Raw genomic sequence first — 15,783 nt, 5'->3', positions numbered from 1 at the left:
AAGGCAGGCATCGGGCTTTTTTGTGGCCGGGGGGCAGTTCAGGCGGCTTCGACGTAGAAGTCCAGCAGGCTGATGCCGGTGCCCAGGTCCACTTCCGGCAGATCGTCGTGGGCGTGCCCGCCGAGGGCGCAGTACACCAGCCATTGGCGGTCCTGGACGTTGAAGGCCAGGCCGTCGATCAATGCCTGTTGTTCGTCGCTGGGGGCGATCAGATAGAGGCGGTCCTGGTTTTCGGCGTGCAGCATGACAAGCTCCGATGGTGTTGAAGGCCGATAGGGTGGCGTGTCTGGATGACGAACGTGTGACGGGGCAATTAATAGTCATCGGTCGTAAAGTGCAGGTGCGCTGCCAGGGCTTGGGTAGAATGCGCGGCGTCCTGATGGTTTCGCGGTCTTTTCGAGGTTTTGCGATGTCGTTGCAAGTGATTTGGGGGCTGTTCGCGGCCCACCCGGCCAAGCTGATCAATCTGCTGGCCTTGTTGATAACCTGCCCGGGCGGGCTGTTGCTGCAGGCGGCACGCGGCGTGGCGCGCAGGCGCTGGCGGGGATGGCGCGGGATGAGTCTGCTGGTGGAGGGGATGAACCTGCGGGTGAACCGGTTCTACTACATCATGGGGTTCGCGTGCCTGGCGATGGCACTGCTGCTGTCGTGGTTCAGTACCTGGATCTGAGTCGTGCCCTTCGCTGGCAAGCCAGCTCCCACAGGGTTAGGTGAGCACCAGAAACCCTGTGGAGCTGGCTTGCCAGCGAAGCAGGCGGCGCGCTCTAGAGCGCCAGCCCGGCCTTGACGCGGTACTGGTTGCGCACCGGCATTGCATACTGCAACACCAGGTACGGCCGGTGCTCGGCCGGGCAGGCGTCCAGGCGACGCTGCCATTCGGCCTGGGCACGCGCCAGTTCTTCGGCCGGGAACACCTCGGCTGCCTTCGGCACCTGCAGTAGCGGGTCGGCATCGGCCCACTGCGCATACGCCAGGTAATGCGCCGGGAACAGGCGGTAGCCACCCAGAATCTGCCGGTCGATCTCCGCCGCCAACTGCTTGGTGTCTTCGAAGTACGCACTCACCGGCGGGGCAAAGTTGATGTGCACGCGGCCTTTGTAGCCGGTGATGCCCTGGGCGATGCTCACGTCGTCTTCGCCTGGCGCCTTGCTGTAGGTGCCGGTGGTGGCGCGGATGTACAGCTCGCGCGCTTGGCCTGGTCACACGGGTCGTATTCGTAGCTGATCGACACCGGGCTCAGGTTCAGCGACTGGATCACGGCACCGAACGGCTCGTCCTTGCGGCTCATGTGGAACATCTTGAGGATCGCCGAATCGGTACGGTCGTCACCGTCCTTGGCGCGGCCTTCGGCCTGGGCGATCCAGATCGAGGCGCAGTCATTGCGGATCGAGTGGTTGATATAGGCCGACAGCAGTTGGTAGGCCGCCAGCTTTTCGCGGCGACCACTGATCGAGCGGTGCACGATGAAGCTCTTGTTCAGGCGCATCATGTCGCTGACGAACGGCTTCTGCAGCAGGTTGTCGCCGATCGCGATACGCGGTGTCGGCAGGCCGGCGTGGTACACGGCATAGTTGACGAAGGCCGGGTCCATCACGATGTCGCGGTGGTTGGCCAGGAACAGGTAGGCGCTGCCCGACTTGAACTGCTCGACACCGGTATAGGTGACGCCGTCGGTGGCGCGGTCGATGGTGTGGTCGACGTAGTACTCCACCTTGTCCTGCAGGGTCGACACGCAACTGACCCCGGCAAACTCCTTGCGCAGGCGCCGCGCGATCAGCGGCTTGAGCAGCCAGCCCAGGGCCCCGGCCATGCGCGGGAAGCGAAAGTGCGTGAGGATATCCAGAAATGCCGGGTCGCTGAGCAGGCGCGCCAGCACGGCAGGCACCTCAGCATCGTTGTACGGTCGGATGGCATCGAATTCGCCCATCATGCTCTCTTGTTGGAAACGGCTAGGGTAATAGGTAAGGCTGCGGACTGAAAAACGGTTCAGACACCGGCAGGGCCTGACAATAGACCGGCAATTATACGCACAAGTCACTCGGGAGACCGCGATGCTCGAAACTGCTACCTACGATTGCCCTTACTGCGGTGAGCAAGTGGAGACCACCGTGGACCTGTCCGGTGGCGACCAAACCTATATCGAAGACTGCCAGGTGTGTTGTCGCCCGATCACCTTCATCCTGCAGGTGCACGGCGACGAATGGATGCTCGAAGCGAAGAGCGAGAACGAATGATGCAACGCGTCTACGAGCCGGAAAGCCTGCTGGAAGCCGAGTTGCTGATCGGCATGCTGCACAGCGAAGGGGTCAAGGCGCACCTGATCGGGCGCGACCTGCTGGGCGCCATCGGCGAGTTGCCGATGCAGGGCCTGCTCGGCCTGGCGGTGCCGGACGAGCAGGCCGAATACGCACGCCAGCTGATCGCCGCGTACAATGGCGCCCAGCCGCTTGCTGGCGACGAACCGGAGAGCCTTCCGGGAATACTGATTTGCTAGGTTTTGCTCATGTGTGGACGTTACGCCCTGTTTCGCTGGTCTTCGGCATTTGCCGCGTTGCCCGGGTTCCCGGCTGACCAGCAGGCGCAATGGAACATCTCGCCCGGTGCCTCGGTACTGATCCAGCGCCAGCTTGACGGCCAATTGCAGCTGGCGCGTGCGCGCTGGGGGCTGACCCCGGCCTGGCTCACCGACCTGTCGCGCACGCCGGCCCAGGCGCGTGCCGAAACCCTGGCTGAGCAACCGATGTTTCGCGAAGCATTTCGTCTGCGCCGCTGCCTGTTGCCGGCCAACGGCTTCTACGAATGGCGGGGCACGGCGCGCAAGCGGCCGTACTGGCTGACGCCGGGGGAGGGCTCGTCGCTGTTCTTTGCCGGGGTGTGGGAAGCCTATCCGGTGCAGGACCAGGTGTGGTTGAGCACGGCGGTGGTGACCCAGGCGGCGGTCAACCAGCGTCGGCCGCTGATTCTTGACGCGGCGGGGCAGGCGGCTTGGCTCGACCCGCAGACACCGTTGGTGAAGCTGCAGGAACTGCTGGCGGGGCCGCAGGCAGCGCTGCGCGAGCGGGTGTTGGCCAACCTGGTGAACGACCCGAAGCTCAATGCCCCCGAGTGCCTGACCCCGGCCTAGGCGTCGCGACCTTCGCTGGCAAGCCAGCTCCCACCGGGTTCTGCGAGCGTCGAAGAACCTTGTGGGAGCTGGCTTGCCAGCGAAGGGCGCGCCGCCGGATTCCAGAAAAACGAAAGCCCCGGTGCGTGGCCGGGGCTTGCGATGTTACGTCAAGCCAACCTTACAGCGCGGCAACCGCGTTGTTGAAGGTCTGGCTCGGGCGCATCGCCTTGGCGGTCAGCTCGGCATCGGGGAAGTAGTAACCACCGATTTCCACTGGCTTGCCTTGAACCGCGTTGAGCTCGGCGACGATGGTCGCTTCGTTCTCGGCCAGGGCCTTGGCCAGCGGTGCGAAGCGGGCTTGCAGCGCAGCGTCATCGGACTGTGCAGCCAGTGCCTGGGCCCAGTACAGGGTCAGGTAGAAGTGGCTGCCACGGTTGTCGATGCTGCCAACCTTGCGTGCAGGGGACTTGTTGTTGTCCAGGAACTGGCCGGTGGCCTGGTCCAGGGTCGCAGCCAGTACCTTGGCTTTCGGGTTGGCGTACGCGCTGCTCAGGTGCTCCAGCGACGCGGCCAGGGCCAGGAACTCGCCCAGCGAATCCCAGCGCAGGAAGTTTTCCTCTACCAGTTGCTGCACGTGCTTGGGTGCCGAACCGCCAGCGCCGGTCTCGAACAGGCCGCCGTTGTTCATCAGCGGCACGATCGACAGCATCTTGGCGCTGGTGCCCAGTTCCATGATCGGGAACAGGTCGGTCAGGTAGTCACGCAGCACGTTGCCGGTCACCGAGATGGTGTCCTGGCCGGCGCGGATACGCTCCAGCGATACCTTCATGGCCTCGACAGGCGACAGGACACGGATGTCCAGGCCGGTGGTGTCGTGGTCTTTCAGGTACTTCTGGACTTTCTCGATCAGCACGCCGTCGTGGGCGCGTTGCGGGTCGAGCCAGAAGATGGCCGGGGTGGCGCTGGCGCGAGCGCGGTTGACGGCCAGTTTGACCCAGTCCTGGATCGGCGCGTCCTTGGTCTGGCACATGCGGAAGATGTCGCCGGCTTCGACGTCTTGCGACAACAGCAGGTTGCCCTTGCCGTCGACCACGCGGATCACGCCGTCAGCCTTGGCCTGGAAGGTCTTGTCGTGCGAGCCGTATTCTTCGGCTTTCTGCGCCATCAGGCCAACGTTTGGCACGCTGCCCATGGTGGTAGGGTCGAAGGCGCCGTGTTGCTTGCAGTCTTCGATCACCGCCTGGTAGATGGTGGCGTAGCAGCGATCCGGGATCACGGCCTTGGTGTCTTGCAACTGGCCTTCGGTGTTCCACATCTTGCCCGAGTCGCGGATCATCGCCGGCATCGAGGCGTCGACGATGACGTCGCTCGGCACGTGCAGGTTGGTGATGCCCTTGTCGGAGTTGACCATCGCCAGCGCAGGGCGCACGGCGTAGACGGCCTGCACGTCGGCTTCGATCTGCGCCTGCTGCTCGGCCGGCAGGGCCTTGATGCGGGCGTACAGGTCACCGATACCGTTGTTCAGGTTGAAGCCGACCTGCTCCAGTACGGCGGCGTGCTTGGTCAGCGCGTCCTTGTAGTACTCGGCGACGATCTGGCCGAACATGATCGGGTCGGAAACCTTCATCATGGTGGCTTTCAGGTGCACCGACAGCAGTACGCCCTGGGCCTTGGCTTCGTCGATCTGGGCGGCGATGAAGCTACGCAGTGCCTTGGTGCTGAGTACGGCGCAGTCGACGATTTCGCCGGCCTTGACCGCAGTCTTTTCTTTCAGGACGGTGACGGAGCCGTCTTTGGCTGCCAGCTCGATGCGCAGGCTGTCATCGGCTTCGATCAGCGCGGCTTTTTCGCTACCGTAGAAGTCGCCGTTGCTCATGTGAGCCACGTGCGACTTGGAGTCGGCGGCCCAGGCGCCCATCTTGTGCGGGTGCTTGCGCGCGTAGTTCTTGACCGACAGCGGGGCACGACGGTCGGAGTTGCCTTCACGCAGTACCGGGTTCACGGCGCTGCCCTTGATGCGGTCGTAGCGGGCGCGGGCGTCTTTGTCGGCGTCGCTGCTGACGGTGTCCGGGTAGTCAGGAATGTTGAAGCCCTTGGCTTGCAGTTCCTGGATCGCGGCCTTCAGTTGCGGCACCGAAGCGCTGATGTTCGGCAGCTTGATGATGTTGGCTTCAGGCGTGGTTGCCAGTTGGCCCAGCTCTGCCAGATGGTCGGCCACTTGCTTGTCGGCGCCGAGCTGTTCGGGGAAGGCAGAAAGGATACGGCCGGCCAGCGAGATATCGCGGGTTTCGACGGCAATGTCGGCGGTAGCGGTAAAGGCTTCGACGATAGGCAGCAGTGAGTAGGTGGCGAGGGCGGGGGCTTCGTCGGTGAAGGTATAGATGATCTTGGATCGGGTGGGCATATTCGGGTTAACTCTCTGTTTTGCTGAGCGTGCACGGAATCTCGGTGGTGCGCAGGATAGGCGCTTCGCTCAAGCAGATCCATGAGCAGAAAGTCGAGGATTCCGGGCGGTGATGGTGGGTTGCATCAGTCGAGTGTCAAACGGCTGAACTGCGGTAACAGCCCAGTCTTGTCGGGGCCGGTAGTCTCTATTCAGACGGGTTGCCCCCAGTGACCCTGTGGTCACCGGCGCAGTATACCAAACCCTTGGTCGTAATCATCAAGGCCAAGATGCCGGATGGCCACTTTTAGACCAAAGATGTAGAGCTTTTTGCGCGTGGACGAGGGTTTTTTCGGTGAGGTTTGCGTCTGTCTCCAACTGGGTTAGGCTCTGGGGATTGCATGAAGTCCTACCAACCAGAAAAAGCGGAGTGCAGCATGGGATACCAGAAAATCCAGGTTCCGGCAGTCGGCGACAAAATCACCGTCAACGCCGACCATTCTCTCAATGTTCCAGACAATCCGATCATTCCCTTCATTGAAGGCGACGGTATTGGCGTAGACGTCAGCCCGGTGATGATCAAGGTGGTCGATGCTGCAGTCCAGAAGGCCTACGGCGGCAAGCGCAAGATCTCGTGGATGGAGGTGTATGCCGGCGAGAAGGCCACTCAGGTCTATGATCAGGATACCTGGCTGCCCCAGGAAACCCTGGATGCCGTGAAAGACTACGTGGTGTCGATCAAGGGCCCACTGACCACCCCGGTTGGTGGCGGTATCCGCTCGCTGAACGTGGCCCTGCGCCAGCAGCTTGACCTGTATGTGTGCCTGCGCCCGGTGGTATGGTTCGAGGGCGTGCCCAGCCCGGTCAAGAAGCCTGGCGACGTCGACATGGTGATCTTTCGCGAGAACTCCGAAGACATCTATGCCGGCATCGAGTGGAAGGCCGGCTCGCCAGAGGCGAACAAGGTCATCAAGTTCCTCAAGGAAGAAATGGGCGTCACCAAGATCCGTTTCGACCAGGACTGCGGTATCGGCATCAAGCCGGTGTCCAAGGAAGGCACCCAGCGCCTGGTGCGCAAGGCCCTGCAATATGTAGTCGATAACGACCGCAAGTCGCTGACCATCGTGCACAAGGGCAACATCATGAAGTTCACCGAGGGGGCCTTCAAGGACTGGGGCTACGAGGTCGCGAAGAACGAGTTCGGTGCCCAGTTGCTCGATGGCGGCCCATGGATGAAGTTCAAGAATCCCAAGACCGGGCGTGAGGTGGTGGTCAAGGACGCGATTGCCGATGCCATGCTGCAGCAGATCCTGCTGCGCCCGGCCGAATACGACGTGATTGCGACCCTCAACCTGAACGGTGACTACCTGTCCGACGCCCTGGCGGCGGAGGTCGGTGGTATCGGTATAGCCCCGGGCGCCAACCTGTCCGATACCGTGGCGATGTTCGAAGCCACCCACGGCACTGCACCCAAGTATGCCGGCAAGGACCAGGTCAACCCGGGCTCGGTGATCCTGTCGGCTGAAATGATGCTGCGTCACCTGGGCTGGACCGAGGCGGCCGACCTGATCATCAAGGGCACCAATGGCGCGATCAAGGCCAAGACCGTCACCTACGATTTCGAGCGCCTGATGGAGGGCGCCACGTTGGTATCGAGTTCGGGCTTTGGCGAGGCGCTGATCAAGCATATGTAGGCAGGCATCGAAAAAACCGGCCAGTCCTCGCGGGCTGGCCGGTTTTTTGTCGGTTGGGATCAGGCTTCGGTCGACACCGAAGCCGAGGGCGAGAGCTCAGGCGCGGCCGTGACGGGCGCGCCGATTTTTACCGCGTGCAGCCCCTTGGGGCCCTGGATTATCTCGAAAGAAACCACTTGGCCTGCCTTGAGTGTCTTGTAGCCGTCCATGACATGGCAGAGTAATGGGCGAACAGATCAACTTCTTTGCCGTCCGGGCCGATTTTACCGTCCTCATTGATAAAGCCATACCCCTTGGCATTGTTGAACCACTTGACTTTGCCGGTTGCCATCCTCATATCCCTCTGCAAAGGACTCCATCACTGGAGTATCATCCACTCCATCCGCATATGAACCTGCGAAAATTCTGGTTGACTGCGCGGATCTTTATCGACCACGGTGGGCTCTTATTGGTTGTAACACCGTTTTGCCGATAGTCAAGGTCAGGCGACGGCCGTCCCAGCGTCGGCCCAGCGGTCAACATTCAACCTTAACCTGTCGAAATGATGAATTTCTTTCCATGCATGCACATAGCCAGATTCGACTAACATTCAATCAGGATTCCCCGCAGCAGCATGAGGACGATGGCTCTGGTCTGGCGGTACAGGAAGCCAAGCCCGCGCTGCAGGCACCACCGATGTACAAGGTGGTTTTGTTCAATGATGACTACACACCGATGGATTTCGTCGTCGAAGTGCTCGAGGTGTTTTTTAACCTGAATCGCGAGCTGGCGACCAAGGTCATGCTGGCCGTCCATACAGAAGGACGGGCAGTGTGCGGATTGTTTACCCGTGACATCGCCGAGACAAAGGCCATGCAGGTCAACCAATACGCCCGGGAAAGCCAGCATCCGCTACTCTGTGAAATCGAGAAGGACGGTTAATCGCCGACCACTTGGGTATGAGGTGAAGCTATGTTAAACCGCGAGCTCGAAGTCACCCTCAATCTGGCCTTCAAGGAGGCCCGTTCGAAACGTCATGAGTTCATGACCGTCGAACACCTTCTGCTGGCGCTGTTGGATAATGAGGCCGCCGCAACCGTTTTGCGTGCCTGTGGAGCCAACCTCGACAAGCTCAAGCACGACCTGCAGGAGTTCATCGACTCCACCACGCCGTTGATCCCGGTACATGACGAAGACCGCGAAACCCAGCCAACCCTGGGCTTCCAGCGGGTGCTGCAGCGCGCCGTTTTCCATGTACAGAGCTCGGGCAAGCGTGAAGTCACCGGTGCCAATGTGCTGGTGGCAATCTTCAGTGAGCAGGAAAGCCAGGCGGTATTCCTGCTCAAGCAGCAAAGCGTTGCACGCATCGACGTGGTCAACTACATCGCCCATGGCATCTCCAAGGTGCCGGGCCATGGCGAGCATCAGGAGGGCGAGCAGGACATGCAGGACGAAGAGGGTGGAGAAACCTCCTCTTCGAGCAATCCGCTGGATGCCTATGCGAGCAACCTGAACGAGCTGGCACGCCAGGGCCGCATCGATCCGTTGGTCGGGCGCGAGTCCGAGGTCGAGCGCGTGGCGCAGATCCTTGCGCGTCGACGCAAGAACAACCCGTTGCTGGTGGGTGAGGCGGGTGTCGGCAAGACCGCCATCGCCGAAGGCCTGGCCAAGCGTATCGTCGACGGGCAGGTGCCTGACCTGCTGGCGCAAAGCGTGGTCTACTCGCTGGACCTGGGCGCGTTGCTGGCCGGTACCAAGTACCGTGGTGACTTCGAAAAACGCTTCAAGGCGCTGCTCAATGAGCTGCGCAAACGCCCGCAGGCAATCCTGTTCATCGACGAGATCCACACCATCATCGGTGCCGGTGCGGCGTCGGGCGGGGTAATGGATGCGTCCAACCTGCTCAAGCCGCTGCTGTCGTCGGGCGATATCCGCTGTATCGGTTCGACCACGTTCCAGGAGTTTCGCGGCATCTTCGAGAAGGACCGTGCCCTGGCGCGGCGTTTCCAGAAGGTGGATGTCAGTGAGCCGTCGGTGGAAGACACCGTGGGCATCCTGCGCGGCCTCAAGGGGCGTTTCGAGTCGCATCACAGCATCGAGTACAGCGATGAGGCGTTGCGCGCCGCTGCCGAGCTTGCGGCACGCTACATCAATGATCGGCACATGCCGGACAAGGCCATCGACGTGATCGACGAGGCGGGTGCCTACCAGCGCCTGCAGCCGGTCGAGAAGCGTGTGAAACGCATCGAAGTGCAGCAGGTCGAAGACATCGTCGCCAAGATCGCGCGCATTCCGCCAAAACACGTCACCAGTTCCGACAAGGAGCTGCTGCGTAACCTGGAGCGCGACCTGAAGCTGACCGTGTTCGGTCAGGACGCGGCAATCGATTCGCTGGCCACTGCCATCAAGCTGTCGCGTGCCGGCCTGAAGGCGCCCGACAAGCCGGTGGGCTCGTTCCTGTTCGCCGGCCCTACCGGGGTGGGCAAGACCGAGGCCGCGCGTCAGTTGGCCAAGGCGCTGGGGGTCGAGCTGGTGCGCTTCGACATGTCCGAGTACATGGAGCGCCATACCGTGTCGCGCCTGATTGGTGCGCCGCCGGGCTACGTCGGTTTCGACCAGGGCGGCTTGCTGACCGAGGCCATCACCAAGCAGCCGCACTGTGTGCTGCTGCTGGATGAAATCGAGAAGGCCCACCCCGAAGTCTTCAACCTGCTGCTGCAGGTGATGGACCACGGCACCCTGACCGACAACAACGGGCGCAAGGCGGATTTTCGCAACGTGATCGTGATCATGACCACCAATGCCGGCGCCGAGACCGCTGCACGGGCCTCGATCGGGTTTACCCATCAGGACCACTCGTCCGACGCGATGGAAGTGATCAAGAAGAGCTTCACGCCAGAGTTCCGCAACCGTCTGGACACCATCATCCAGTTTGGTCGCCTGAGCCACGAAGTCATCAAGAGTGTGGTCGACAAGTTCCTCACCGAGCTGCAGGCTCAGCTGGAAGACAAGCGCGTATTGCTGGAGGTCTCGGACGCTGCGCGCAGCTACCTGGCAGCCGGTGGCTACGACGCGCAGATGGGCGCGCGGCCGATGGCGCGGCTTATCCAGGACAAGATCAAGCGGCCTCTGGCTGAAGAGATCCTGTTTGGCGAGCTGGCCGAGCATGGTGGTGTGGTGCACATCGACTTGCGCGATGGCGAGCTGGTGTTCGACTTCGAGACCACGGCCGAAATGGCCTGAAGCGCTGGCTCCTGCAGGGTTACGCAACCCCTGTAGGAGCCAGCCTTACTGGCGAAGCTTTTGCGCAGACACACAAAAACGCCCGGCATTGGCCGCGTTTTTGTGTGTAGCGTTTAGCGGGCGCGGTAGGTGATGCGCCCTTTGCTCAGGTCATAAGGCGTCAGCTCGACGCGGACCTTGTCGCCAGTGAGAATACGGATGTAGTTCTTGCGCATTTTGCCAGAGATATGCGCGGTAACGACGTGCCCGTTTTCCAACTCCACGCGGAACATGGTGTTGGGCAGGGTGTCGACGACAGTGCCTTCCATTTCGAAGCTGTCTTCTTTCGACATGCAGTAAAGCCCTCGGTGTCCAGTTGCCGGCCCGGTGCAACTGCGCCAGGCTAAAAAGTGGCGTGCATTGTGCCCGAAAAATGGGGTTCAAGCCAAGGGTTTCAGTTCAGGCTGACCCATCGCTGATTGATCAGCAGTTCGATGGGGCGGTACTGGGTCTTGTAATTCATCTTTTTGCAGTTCTTGATCCAGTACCCGAGGTACACGGCATCAAGGCCCATGCGCAGGGTTTCGCTGATTTGCCAGAGAATGGCGAAGCGGCCCAGGCTGCGCCGCTCCTCTTCGGGCTCGTAGAACGTGTACACGGCAGAAATGCCATTGGGCAGCAGGTCGGTCACCGCCACCGCCAGCAGTTTGCCGTGCAGGCGGAATTCGTAGAAGCGCGAAAACGGCAGGTCGCGCACCAGGAAGGTGGCGAACTGGTCACGGCTGGGTGGGTACATGTCGCCGTCGGCGTGGCGCTGCTCGATGTAGCGCCGGTACAGCTCGAAGTATTCCTCGTTGAAGCTGGGGCGAGCCGAGGTCACCACCAGGTCGGCGTTGCGCTTGATGATACGCTTCTGCTGGCGGTTGGGGGTAAAGCGCGCAGCCGGGATACGTGCCGGCACGCAGGCATTGCAGTTCTGGCAGTGCGGGCGATACAGGTGGTCGCCGCTGCGTCGAAAACCCATTTCCGACAGGTCTGCGTAGACGTTGGCGTCCATCGGCTGGCTCGGGTCGAGGAACAGCGTGGTGGCTTGCTCGTCAGGCAGGTAGCTGCAGGCATGGGGTTGAGTGGCATAGAACTTCAACCGCGCCAACTCTGTCATGATCAACCCCTCGGGAGGTGCTTTTGTTTTAAGTGTAAGCCAGCTGTGAAAACTCGCCTAGCAAACGGCTTGGCGGCAGACCCAGCTGGCGTTGGCCGGTTGCTCGAGGTGGTCGCGCAGGTACTCGGCAAAACTGGATCGGGCGATGGCGCGGGCACCCAGGCTGTGCAGGTGGTCGGTGGGCATCTGGCAGTCGATCAATACCACGCCGGCTTCTTTCAGGTGCTGCACCAGGTGTACGAAACCGACCTTGGAGGCGTTGTCGGCGCGGCTGAACATCGACTCGCCGAAGAACAGGCGGCCCATGGCCAGGCCATAGAGGCCGCCGACCAGTTCGCCGTTCTCGCGTACCTCCACCGAGTGGGCGAAGCCTTGCTGGTGCAGTTTGAGGTAGGCGGCTTGCATGTTGTCGGTGATCCAGGTGCCGTCGGCGTAGGCGCGCGGCGCCGCGCAGGCGTGGATCACGGCGGCGAAGTCCTGGTCGAAGCTGACCTGGTAGCGGCCCTGGCGCAGCACCTTGCGCAGCGAGCGTGACACGTGCAGCTCGTCCGGGAACAGCACGGTGCGCGGGTCGGGTGACCACCACAGGATGGGCTGGCCGTCCTGATACCAAGGGAAACAACCGTGGCGATAGGCCTGCACCAGACGCTCGGCGCTGAGATCGCCGCCAGCGGCGAGCAGGCCGTTGGGCTCATGCAGGGCCTTTTCCAGTGGTGGGAAGTCCAGGTTGTTGCGGCTCAGCCAGGTCAGCATGTCGTTCAATCGCACTGCGGCAGGGTAGGGGAGTGGGTCAGCATCGCTGTAAAAAGCTTCGCCGGCAAGCCGGCTCCCACAGGGCAGGCAGCGTGCTTGACGTGAGCGCATAACCTGTGGGAGCTGGCTTGCCAGCGAAAGCGGCTGCAAGCGCGCCGCAACTTAACCTGCACTATGCTGTCCCAGCTACGCAAAAACCCCGCATAAGCCTTTGTCACAAAAGAAAATGCGTGCTCAAATTGTCGTATAGGAAATTGGCCCCCGTTTACGCCTCGTTCCGGCGTGCCGTCATGGCGGCAGGCGGGCAGTAATGTTAAAAGTAGTGGTTTGTTGGCCCCGTTACCGGCCAACCCCTGTTGGACGCGCATTGAGCGCAGGAATAGACGCGTTTTGAAGAAATCCACCGCAACACCCAACCCCGAGCCGCTCTGGCGCCAGCAGTTGCACTACCGGCTCAAGGAAGGTGCACTGATCGCCATCGGCGCCCTGTGCCTGTACCTGTGGATGGCCCTGCTGACCTACGACCAGGCCGATCCGGGGTTCAGCCACACCAGCAACGTCGAGCAGGTCCAGAACGCCGCCGGCCGCGCCGGGGCATTCTTCGCCGACGTACTGTTCATGGTGCTGGGCTACTTCGCCTATATCTTCCCGTTGCTGCTGGCCATCAAGACCTGGCAGATCTTCCGCGAACGCCACCAGCCCTGGCAGTGGAGCGGCTGGCTGTTCTCGTGGCGCCTGATCGGCCTGGTGTTCCTGGTGCTGTCGGGTGCGGCGCTGGCGCACATCCACTTCCATTCGGCCCCTAGCCTGCCTGCCTCGGCGGGTGGTGCGCTGGGCGAAAGCCTGGGCGACCTGGCCAAGAACGCCTTGAACGTGCAGGGCAGCACGCTGATGTTCATTGCCCTGTTCCTGTTCGGCCTGACCGTGTTCACCGACCTGTCGTGGTTCAAGGTCATGGACATCACCGGCAAGATCACCCTTGATCTGTTCGAGCTGTTCCAGGGCGCCGCCAACCGCTGGTGGGCGGGGCGCAACGAACGCAAGCGGCTGGTGGCCCAGCTGCGTGAGGTCGACGAGCAGGTGCTCGATGTGGTGGCGCCCGTGGTGGCGGACCGCCGCGAACAGATCAAGGCCAAGGAACGCATCATCGAGCGCGATAACGCGTTGAGCAAGCACGTGGCCGAGCGCGAACAGCATGTGCCGCCGGTGATCATGCCAGCCCCGGCCAAGGCGCCCGAGCCGAGCAAGCGCGTGCAGAAGGAAAAACAGACGCCGCTGTTCGTCGACAGCGCCATCGAAGGCACGTTGCCACCGATCTCGATCCTCGACCCGGCCGAGAAAAAGAAGGTCAACTACTCGCCAGAGTCCCTGGCCGGCGTAGGCCACCTGCTGGAAATCAAGCTCAAGGAATTCGGTGTCGAAGTGTCGGTGGACTCGATCCACCCAGGTCCGGTGATTACCCGTTACGAGATCCAGCCGGCCGCCGGCGTGAAGGTCAGCCGCATTGCCAACCTGGCCAAGGACCTGGCGCGTTCGCTGGCGGTGACCAGTGTGCGGGTGGTCGAAGTGATCCCGGGCAAGACCACTGTGGGCATCGAGATCCCCAACGAAGACCGCCAGATCGTGCGCTTCTCCGAAGTGCTGTCGTCGCCGCAGTACGATGAGGCCAAGTCGCCGGTCACCATGGCGCTGGGCCACGATATCGGTGGCAAACCGGTGATCACCGACCTAGCCAAGATGCCGCACCTGCTGGTGGCGGGTACTACCGGTTCGGGTAAATCGGTGGGCGTGAACGCGATGATCCTGTCGATCCTGTTCAAGTCCGGCCCCGAAGACGCCAAACTGATCATGATCGACCCGAAAATGCTCGAGCTGTCGATCTACGAAGGCATCCCGCACCTGCTGTGCCCGGTGGTCACCGACATGAAGGATGCGGCCAACGCACTGCGCTGGAGCGTGGCCGAGATGGAGCGCCGCTACAAGCTGATGGCGGCCATGGGCGTGCGCAACCTGGCCGGCTTCAACCGCAAGGTCAAGGACGCCGAAGAGGCGGGCGAGCCGATCTACGACCCGATGTTCAAGCGCGAAAGCATGGACGACGTGCCGCCGCTGCTCAAGACCCTGCCGACCATCGTGGTGGTGGTGGACGAGTTCGCCGACATGATGATGATCGTCGGCAAGAAGGTCGAAGAGCTGATTGCACGTATCGCCCAGAAGGCGCGGGCCGCGGGCATCCACCTGATCCTGGCCACCCAGCGCCCGTCGGTGGACGTGATCACCGGCCTGATCAAGGCCAACATCCCGACCCGCATGGCGTTCCAGGTATCGAGCAAAATCGACTCGCGTACCATCATCGACCAGGGGGGCGCCGAGCAACTGCTGGGTCACGGCGACATGCTGTACATGCCGCCCGGCACCAGCCTGCCGATTCGCGTGCACGGTGCATTCGTTTCTGACGAAGAGGTGCACCGTGTGGTCGAAGCCTGGAAACTGCGTGGCGCCCCGGACTACAACGACGACATCCTCAGTGGTGTCGAAGAGGCCGGCAGCGGCTTCGATGGCGGCGGCGGTGGCGGTGGCGATGATGACGCCGAAACCGATGCCTTGTACGACGAAGCCGTGCAGTTCGTGCTCGAAAGCCGTCGTGCTTCCATCTCGGCGGTACAGCGCAAGCTCAAGATTGGCTACAACCGCGCCGCGCGCATGATCGAGGCGATGGAAATGGCCGGTGTGGTCACTGCCATGAACACCAACGGTTCGCGTGAAGTGATTGCGCCCGGGCCAATGCGCGACTGATGATCCATTTTGCTGGTGGCCATTGACGGCTACCGGCCCCTTCAAAATTGCAACGAGGATTTCCATGCGCCTGATTCGCATGCTGTTGGTTTCTGCTATGGCCCTGTCCAGCGCTTCGGCCATTGCCGCCGAGGCGGATGCCGCGCGCCTGACCCAGTTGCTGGACAAGTCCAAGACGATCAGTGCCCGCTTTTCCCAACTGACCCTCGACGGCGGTGGCACCCAGTTGCAGGAAACCACCGGCGAAATGTCGGTACAGCGTCCTGGCCTGTTCTACTGGCACACCGATGCACCAGCCGAGCAGGTCGTGGTATCCGACGGCAAGAACGTCACCCTGTGGGACCCGGACCTGGAGCAGGCCACCGTCAAGAAGCTCGATCAGCGCCTGACCGAAACGCCGGCCTTGCTGTTGTCCGGCGATGTGTCGAAAATCAGCCAGAGCTTCGACATCACCTCCAAGGAGCAGGGCGACGTGATGGACTTCGTGCTCAAGCCGAAAACCAAGGACACCCTGTTCGACTCGCTGCGTCTTTCGTTCCGCAAGGGCTTGGTGAATGACATGCAACTGATCGACAGTGTTGGCCAGCGCACCAATATCCTGTTTACCGGCGTCAAGGCCAACGAGGCGATCCCGGCGAGCAAATTCAAGTTCGATATCCCGAAAGGCGCTGACGTCATTTCGGAGTAA

General features: G+C 61.8%; 15 protein-coding genes and 2 pseudogenes. 10 read left to right on the top strand and 7 right to left on the bottom strand.

Translation table 11 applies throughout. The features are described 5' to 3' along the window. Positions 1-38: 38 nt before the first annotated feature. Positions 39-245, bottom strand: coding sequence for a hypothetical protein (locus G3436_RS08030; protein WP_163943338.1), 207 nt, complete (start codon positions 243-245; stop codon positions 39-41). A 164-nt stretch (positions 246-409) separates the two neighbouring features. On the opposite strand from G3436_RS08030, the gene G3436_RS08025 reads away from it, so the two are divergent. Continuing rightward, complete coding sequence (locus G3436_RS08025) at positions 410-670, top strand: hypothetical protein (RefSeq protein WP_163943347.1); 261 nt, start codon at positions 410-412, stop codon at positions 668-670. A 94-nt stretch (positions 671-764) separates the two neighbouring features. Here the strand turns inward: G3436_RS08025 and G3436_RS08020 are convergent. Continuing rightward, positions 765-1,927 (bottom strand): annotated as a pseudogene (locus G3436_RS08020) (1-acyl-sn-glycerol-3-phosphate acyltransferase). Between the two features lie 124 nt (positions 1,928-2,051). On the opposite strand from G3436_RS08020, the gene G3436_RS08015 reads away from it, so the two are divergent. Genes G3436_RS08015 through G3436_RS08005 form a run of 3 tightly spaced genes read left to right on the top strand, consistent with a single transcriptional unit; the run spans position 2,052 to position 3,124 of the window. Next, a complete protein-coding gene (locus tag G3436_RS08015; protein WP_163943336.1) occupies positions 2,052-2,234 on the top strand; it encodes a CPXCG motif-containing cysteine-rich protein in 183 nt (60 codons plus the stop codon). Continuing rightward, positions 2,234-2,494 carry a putative signal transducing protein gene (locus tag G3436_RS08010; protein WP_163943334.1) on the top strand — a complete coding sequence of 87 codons (261 nt, stop codon included), beginning with the start codon at positions 2,234-2,236 and terminating at the stop codon, positions 2,492-2,494. The genes G3436_RS08015 and G3436_RS08010 overlap by 1 nt, the downstream gene beginning before the upstream one ends. Before the next feature lie 9 nt (positions 2,495-2,503). After that, complete coding sequence (locus G3436_RS08005) at positions 2,504-3,124, top strand: SOS response-associated peptidase (RefSeq protein WP_163943331.1); 621 nt, start codon at positions 2,504-2,506, stop codon at positions 3,122-3,124. A 160-nt stretch (positions 3,125-3,284) separates the two neighbouring features. Here the strand turns inward: G3436_RS08005 and G3436_RS08000 are convergent, their stop codons facing one another. Continuing rightward, on the bottom strand, positions 3,285-5,510 hold the full coding sequence (locus G3436_RS08000; RefSeq protein WP_163943329.1) for an NADP-dependent isocitrate dehydrogenase: 2,226 nt from the start codon (positions 5,508-5,510) through the stop codon (positions 3,285-3,287). Between the two features lie 416 nt (positions 5,511-5,926). On the opposite strand from G3436_RS08000, the gene icd reads away from it, so the two are divergent. Beyond that, on the top strand, positions 5,927-7,183 hold the full coding sequence (icd, locus tag G3436_RS07995; RefSeq protein ID WP_163943326.1) for an NADP-dependent isocitrate dehydrogenase: 1,257 nt from the start codon (positions 5,927-5,929) through the stop codon (positions 7,181-7,183). A gap of 59 nt (positions 7,184-7,242) precedes the next feature. Here the strand turns inward: icd and G3436_RS07990 are convergent. Beyond that, positions 7,243-7,514, bottom strand: a pseudogene (locus tag G3436_RS07990) (cold shock domain-containing protein). Between G3436_RS07990 and G3436_RS07985 the strand changes: the two are divergent. The 3 genes from G3436_RS07985 to clpA all read left to right on the top strand — a co-directional run bounded on the left by G3436_RS07985 (position 7,407) and on the right by clpA (position 10,405). After that, a complete protein-coding gene (locus G3436_RS07985; RefSeq protein ID WP_163943273.1) occupies positions 7,407-7,658 on the top strand; it encodes a hypothetical protein in 252 nt (83 codons plus the stop codon). The pseudogene G3436_RS07990 and the gene G3436_RS07985 overlap by 108 nt on opposite strands. Positions 7,659-7,741: 83 nt before the next feature. Then, the gene (clpS, locus tag G3436_RS07980; RefSeq protein ID WP_163943324.1) at positions 7,742-8,104 is read left to right on the top strand and encodes an ATP-dependent Clp protease adapter ClpS; all 363 of its coding nucleotides are present in this window, start codon (positions 7,742-7,744) and stop codon (positions 8,102-8,104) included. Positions 8,105-8,134: 30 nt separating this feature from the next. Continuing rightward, entirely contained in the window at positions 8,135-10,405 is a 2,271-nt protein-coding gene (clpA, locus tag G3436_RS07975) for an ATP-dependent Clp protease ATP-binding subunit ClpA (RefSeq protein ID WP_163943321.1), read from the top strand. Between the two features lie 113 nt (positions 10,406-10,518). On the opposite strand, the gene infA is transcribed toward clpA, so the two are convergent. The 3 genes from infA to aat form a co-directional block, all read right to left on the bottom strand. Continuing rightward, complete coding sequence (gene infA / locus G3436_RS07970; RefSeq protein ID WP_002553999.1) at positions 10,519-10,737, bottom strand: translation initiation factor IF-1; 219 nt, start codon at positions 10,735-10,737, stop codon at positions 10,519-10,521. 101 nt (positions 10,738-10,838) lie between these two features. Next, complete coding sequence (locus G3436_RS07965; RefSeq protein WP_163943319.1) at positions 10,839-11,546, bottom strand: arginyltransferase; 708 nt, start codon at positions 11,544-11,546, stop codon at positions 10,839-10,841. Positions 11,547-11,603: 57 nt separating this feature from the next. After that, positions 11,604-12,299, bottom strand: coding sequence for a leucyl/phenylalanyl-tRNA--protein transferase (gene aat, locus G3436_RS07960; RefSeq protein ID WP_163943344.1), 696 nt, complete (start codon positions 12,297-12,299; stop codon positions 11,604-11,606). 390 nt (positions 12,300-12,689) lie between these two features. On the opposite strand from aat, the gene ftsK reads away from it, so the two are divergent. Both ftsK and lolA read left to right on the top strand, forming a co-directional pair. After that, positions 12,690-15,095 carry a DNA translocase FtsK gene (ftsK, locus tag G3436_RS07955; protein WP_163943316.1) on the top strand — a complete coding sequence of 802 codons (2,406 nt, stop codon included), beginning with the start codon at positions 12,690-12,692 and terminating at the stop codon, positions 15,093-15,095. Between the two features lie 64 nt (positions 15,096-15,159). Further along, positions 15,160-15,783 carry an outer membrane lipoprotein periplasmic chaperone LolA gene (lolA, locus tag G3436_RS07950; RefSeq protein ID WP_163943313.1) on the top strand — a complete coding sequence of 208 codons (624 nt, stop codon included), beginning with the start codon at positions 15,160-15,162 and terminating at the stop codon, positions 15,781-15,783.

The sequence above is a fragment of the Pseudomonas brassicae genome, from assembly GCF_010671725.1.
Lineage (GTDB): Bacteria > Pseudomonadota > Gammaproteobacteria > Pseudomonadales > Pseudomonadaceae > Aquipseudomonas > Aquipseudomonas brassicae.
This window is presented reverse-complemented; position numbering and strand designations above follow the sequence as displayed.